This is a genomic window from Flavobacterium sp. (assembly GCF_003525665.1).
Classification (GTDB): Bacteria; Bacteroidota; Bacteroidia; order Flavobacteriales; family Flavobacteriaceae; genus Flavobacterium.
Window position 1 is genome coordinate 12,580 of record NZ_DQDX01000110.1, and the last position, 5,673, is coordinate 18,252.

Annotated in this window: 4 protein-coding genes; 2 read left to right on the top strand and 2 right to left on the bottom strand. The window is 32.6% G+C overall.

Annotated elements, in window-relative coordinates; translation table 11 throughout:
* Nucleotides 1-127 precede the first annotated feature (127 nt).
* Nucleotides 128-658, top strand: coding sequence for a sigma-70 family RNA polymerase sigma factor (locus tag DIU01_RS08030; RefSeq protein ID WP_035128248.1), 531 nt, complete (start codon nt 128-130; stop codon nt 656-658).
* On the top strand, nt 658-1,446 hold the full coding sequence (locus DIU01_RS08035; RefSeq protein WP_290833287.1) for an anti-sigma factor: 789 nt from the start codon (nt 658-660) through the stop codon (nt 1,444-1,446). Before DIU01_RS08030 ends, DIU01_RS08035 begins: the two co-directional genes overlap by 1 nt.
* 74 nt (nt 1,447-1,520) lie before the next feature.
* Here DIU01_RS08035 and ccsA read toward each other — a convergent pair whose 3' ends face one another.
* Nucleotides 1,521-4,700: a cytochrome c biogenesis protein CcsA gene (ccsA, locus tag DIU01_RS08040; protein WP_290833289.1), complete on the bottom strand. Its 3,180-nt coding sequence runs from the start codon at nt 4,698-4,700 to the stop codon at nt 1,521-1,523.
* A 428-nt stretch (nt 4,701-5,128) separates the two neighbouring features.
* Nucleotides 5,129-5,572, bottom strand: a complete 444-nt coding sequence (locus DIU01_RS08045) for a hypothetical protein (protein ID WP_290833291.1) — start codon at nt 5,570-5,572, stop codon at nt 5,129-5,131.
* Between the last annotated feature and the right edge of the window lie 101 nt (nt 5,573-5,673).

Sequence of the window (5,673 nt, forward strand, 5' to 3'; positions counted from 1 at the left end):
TCTGAAAAATGTTAATTTTTTTTTGATTCAAAATTTAGAACTTATCTTTAAAAAAAATATAGTTGGAAAAAAACCAAACGTTTAAAAATTTCGTAAGTATGGTTCTAAACAAAAAAACAAGAACATTATGTCTCAAGAAGAATTAATTCCGTTAATCCTTAAGAAGGATCAGCGCGGTTTTACTATCATGTATGATATGTATTCCAAAAGTTTATTTTCTGTAATTTCCAATTTGGTAAAAGAAACCGAAGAAGCCGAAGATGTACTTCAAGAAGTATTCGTAAAAATTTGGAAAAACATTGAAACCTACAATGAAACCAAAGGCAGACTTTATACTTGGATGCTTAATATTGCTAGAAACACAGCCATCGACAAGTTACGTTCTAAAGGATACAACAACAGTCAAAAAAACCTATCATCAGATAATTTCGTACATCTATTGGACGACAGTAACAAGTTAATCAATAGGATCGATACTATTGGAATTAGAGAATTTGTGAATAAATTAAAACCAAAATGTATCCAATTAATAGAATTATTATTCTTTCAAGGATACACACAACAAGAGGCATCAGATGAACTTGAAATTCCGCTTGGAACTGTCAAAACACAGAATAGAAATTGTATTAATGATTTAAGAACTTATTTACAAGTATAATGACAACACAAGAATATATCGAATCGGGAGATTTAGAACTCTATGTTTTTGGTTTATTAGATGAATCAAGAACTAAAGAAATTAGCGAACTAGAACGCAATAGTCCGGCTATAAAAGGCGAAATTATATCAATCGAAAAGGCAATATTGAATTTATCAAGTAGTTTTTCTCCAACAATATCAGCTGATAATTTTGAGAAAATTAAAGCCAAACTCGAAATGAAACATGGAAAAGTTATTGAGATGAAATCCAAATCAAATTGGTCTCAATATCTTGGATGGGCAGCATCGATTGCTCTATTATTAGGAGTTGGATATCAATATAACGAATTGAATGACAGTTCTACAAAAATCAATTCTATCGAAACTGAAAAATCAAATTTACAGAAATCGGTGGTAGAATTAGAATTGAAAAATAAAGAAACAGCTACTGCATTAAACGTTATTAGAGATGATAAAAACACGGTAATTGCTCTTGCTGGACAAGCTGTAGCGCCAACATCATTTGCTAAAATTTATTGGAATAAAGACAAGCAAACGGTTTATGTTGATGCAACAGGTTTACCAGAACCACCAGAAGGAAAAGTATATCAAATTTGGTCTTTAAAATTGAGCCCAAGGTTAACGCCAACAAGCATTGGTTTATTGGATGACTTTAAAGGCAACAACGAAAAACTATTTGCTGTAAGCGGAACAAGCGATGCCGAAGCATTTGGAATTACTCTTGAACCTGCAGGCGGAAGCAAATCGCCAACAATGGAACAATTGTACACTTTAGGAAAAGTATAATATTTTAAACCCTATATTACCAAAAAAGGTTCAACTTAATTGTTGAACCTTTTTTACTTTTATAATTTTTATGACTACTTTTTTGAAGCCAATTGTTTGTTTTTAATGAAAGCTGCAGTAGCTAAAATGGTTAGAAAACCTAACGAATAATAAAACTCAACTGGTGTTACAACTTTATCTCCACTAGCGTACGAGTGCAATCCGGTTAAGTAGAAATTCACACCAAAATAGGTCATCATAATAGAATAGAAAGCGGCAACACTCATTAAATTATAAATCCATACACCTCGTAAAGCTGGAACAAATCGTGCGTGAATTACAAAAGCATATACCATAATACTAATTAATGCCCAAGTTTCTTTTGGATCCCAACCCCAATATCTACCCCAAGATTCGTTTGCCCATTGTCCGCCAAGGAAGTTTCCTATAGTTAACATAACCAAACCAATAGTAAGCGCCATTTCATTGATATAAGTTATTTCTTTAATGTTCAAATCCATTTTGGCTTTGTTCTTTTCTGTTCTAAACAACATTAGAATTAAAGCTACCAATCCTAAAACCATTGCTAATGTAAACGGACCATAACTTCCAACAATCACGGCTACGTGAATCATTAACCAATACGAATTTAATACAGGTTGCAAATTGGCAATCGCTGGATCCATCCAATTCCAATGTGCAATCATTAATATCATTGAAGCGACAAATGTTCCTGAAGCGACAGTTAATTTAGATTTTTTATCGAATGCTAAAGTAAAAAACATCGTTGCCCAAGCTACATAAATCATACTTTCATAAGCATCACTCCAAGGTGCGTGACCAGAAATGTACCATCGAGCAATCAATCCTAAGGTATGAAGCAAAAATAAAAACGCAATGAAAATATGAAAACTATTGATGATGTATCGAATGGATTTCTTTTCGAAAAAGATATTTACAATGGTAAACAACAACATCATTAAACCACTCATCATGTACAAATAATATAGATTTTTAAAAATATCATATTTGTTATACAAGATTTCCGAATCGATTTTATCGTCTGATGGGCGAACTTTTGCACCAATTTTCTTCTGATAATTTTCCATTCCAACCAAGAACGTATTGGCCATAGTATAATTATCGGTTTGTGACGATTTCATCAATTCGTCCAAATAAATAGGAAGCGCATTTTTAATAGTATCCAACGATGTTCCTGTTGCATGATTGATTTCTAAATAAGAAGACCATTTATTATTCGAATCATTTGGAACTGGGAAAATCTTCAAAATCTGTCCGCTTAATGCTTTGTTCAATAAACTTACTTTTTTGTCGGTCTCTACAAAGTCTTTTTCAAAATTATTTTGAACTTGAGATTTACTAGCTTCTTCCAGATAAGGTGACAACTTGTAATTTCCTTTAGCGTCAAAAAACGATTTCAGCGAAGCATATTTTTCGTCTTTTTTGATTCCGATAATTTTTCTGATACTGTCGTTTCCTACTTTGATGTAAACCAATGGAACTTCATACCAAGCAATAGGAAATTGTGTCATCGAAACAAAAACCTGATCAGAATTCATGTCTTTAAACTTGTCACTTTTACTCACTTTACGAAGTAATTCTGATGAAAACGTATTGATTGGCTTCATTCGTCCGCCTTCATCTTGAATAACTAATCTACCAAATTGCGCAGCATGTTTTTCTGAAACTTTGTATTTCAAAATCGAATCTATATAATTAAATTTTAGATTCTGAACTGGAACTTGCGTTTGATGATTGTGTCCGTCGTGATTGTGACCGTCATGCTCATCATGAGTTTGAGAAAAACCAGCTAACGAAAATAATAAAAATAAAGCCGTAATCAATTTCGATTTCTTTTCTTTAATCACTTCCAATTTACGTTTTAAATCAGCAAAACGAGAATATTTGGTAAACAGAATTGCCATCATAGCAAAGTATAACAGAAAGTATCCAATATAAGTAATCAAAGTTCCCCAAAAGTCATGGTTTACAGAAAGTACTGTTCCTTTTTCATCGGGATCAAAATTGGCTTGGAAAAATCTAAAACCTTTATGGTCTAAAATATTATTCATATAAATGCGGTAATCAAATTTTTCTTTTCCGTCAATTACAGTCACTTTACTTTCAAATGACGAATAACGTTTTTCAGTTCCAGCATAACGCTCGGCAACGAAATCATTTAGTTTTATATTAAACGGCAACGTGTAAATTTTACTTCCGTAGAACATCGTGAATTCTAATTTTCCTAGTTTAAAACTTTGCGGAACACCTTGTTTTCCTTTAGCTCCAACAAGCGTTACTTCTTTTTCTTGTCCGCCCGATCTTACTTTGATAACCAAAGCATCATCACCTTTTTTATTTTTATAATCACCGCTCGATTTAAATTCTTCCTGACCTTTTATAGGTTGATCTGGAAAAACAAATTGCGCGCCACCTAAATTATATAACGAACGAAACATCAACGATTGCGGTACATTTTGCTGTACTTTTCCTTGCATTTTGTCTATCATTCGCATAAAACTTCCATCAAATGGTGCATCGATTGTAGTAACACCATCTTTAATGGTAATGTTAATCGCACCTTTAGTGTAAGCGTTCAATGCAAATAAAACATTGTGAATATTTTGAACTTCACCTTCCTTCAAGTAATGTTCGTGGCGTTCGCCTCCACCCGATTCTACCATTTTAAGACGGTATTTTCCTTTCGGGTTTTCCTTCACCACTTCTTTGGCATCCATAATGAAGTCTTTGTATTCTACTTCAAATTTTTCCTCAGAGAATTTTTCATTGAACAAAAACGAATTGTTAACCGCTTGCGAAAGCAACAATGGCTTTTCAAAAACTAGTCTTCTCATTTCACCTTCATGCGTACCATCAACAAAAAAAGTAAGGTAATTTCTATCAGAATATACTTGATTAGCCGATTCACCTTCACGAATTGGCATCATACCTTCGTAGCTTATGTAACGAGTAATTCCGGCACCAATCAGAATAAAAATGAACGATAAATGCAGTAATAACGTCGCCCATTTTTCTTTTTTAAGCAACTGATAACGACTAATATTTCCGAAGAAATTGATTAAAAAGAAAATATGAATTGCCTCAAACCACCAAGAGTTGTAGATAATAATTCGAGCCGTATCAGTATTGTAATCGTTTTCGATAAATGTTCCTGCTGCCATTGCTGCGGCATAAACAATAAACAAAATTGCCATTAAACGAGTGGAGAAAAGAATAGATTTAATTTTATCCATGATATATTTTGGAATGATTTTTTTAAAAGTGGTACAAAAGTAATTTAAAATTGTGGATTTCTTAATTATTTTAAGTCGCTTTTAAGGGATTTTTAAGACACGTTGATTCCAATTGTTTTCTTAAAGCTATTTCCTGCTCTACACTACAAGTCCTCAGTAAAACAACAATTTTTCTACACTGTAAAAAGTCCCGAAGTTTCGGGATCCGTTGGTCGCTTTTTTACAGCAAGAAAAATAAGTTGTTTTACTTCCGGGCTTTTCGTTGCTATCAGGGCTAGACTTTACGTAATAAACAACTACAATTTTAGAAAAGACTTTGTGTTTTATATAAAAAAATCCGCAAAGTCAGGAGAGATTTGCGGAGCTTGGGTTATTCTCATTGTGGGCACGAGCATGATGCTCGCGCTAGCTTGGGATTTCGTTTTAAATCATTCTACAAGAATTTTATATATTCCAGTTTGCGAATCTAATTCAAATTCACATTCAGATAAGTTAATTTCATTATATTTTGTAAAGTTGCAACAATCAGCAGATTTTCTCTCAGCATCAACATATAACTTAAATAATTGATTGTTGGTAATATCTACTTTAAGATTTACAATTTCAGTTTTCCAACCAATTCCATCAATTGAAATTAGATTACTATTATTTTCATTAATAAATGTAAATTCAACTGGTGAATCGTTTAAAGTATTTTTTATCTGTATTTGACTACTCATATAAGTTCCATTTGCAAACAAATTCGCTCCACTTTCTTTGTCTACAATTTCAAACATAAAATTCTGTGGCGGAGTAAAGCACTCACCACAACTTTCGCCACAACTCTGAAGCATAAAAGCAAATAATATAAAAAGCACAATTATTTTTCTCATAATCACTGTTTAGTAGAAAGTATTAACCCCGATAGCGCGGATTTGCAATCCGTGCCCACAATCATCTTCAAGACAAATATGATAAAATTACTTCTAAATCA